Origin of the sequence: Streptomyces sp. SID486, from assembly GCF_009865385.1 — a bacterium.
Taxonomy (GTDB): domain Bacteria; phylum Actinomycetota; class Actinomycetes; order Streptomycetales; family Streptomycetaceae; genus Streptomyces.
Genome location: NZ_WWJT01000371.1, coordinates 1 through 311, shown reverse-complemented (window position 1 = coordinate 311; position 311 = coordinate 1). Strand labels below are relative to the sequence as shown.

The window sequence follows — 311 nt, the reverse complement described above, 5'->3', positions numbered from 1 at the left end:
GCGTTCGGCGCGGGCCGCCCGGTCGAGCGAGTCGGCGCGTCCGGCGAGCCCCTTGACCCGCTCCTCGTGCGTACGGGCCTGGAGGCGGGCCTCCATCTCGGTCTGCCGGGCGTTGGCCCCGTCGGCGGCGAGCCGGTCCCGCACCGAGGTGTCCGGCTCCTCCTCCACCGGCATCTCCTCGGCCACGGCCAGCCGCTCGGCCAGCTCCTCGGCTTCCCGCACGGCCTTCTCCAGCGACTCCTGCGCGCGTGCCGCCGCCGCGGCCGAGCGCTCGGCCTCGCCCGCCGCGCCGCGCGCCTGTCCGGCCAGCC

Annotated in this window: 1 protein-coding gene; it reads right to left on the bottom strand. The window is 79.4% G+C overall.

Going from position 1 to position 311, the window contains the following annotated elements; all coding sequences use genetic code 11:
- Window positions 1-311, bottom strand: a 311-nt coding sequence (locus GT045_RS17035) for a hypothetical protein (protein WP_161334694.1), incomplete at both ends; no start/stop codon positions are given.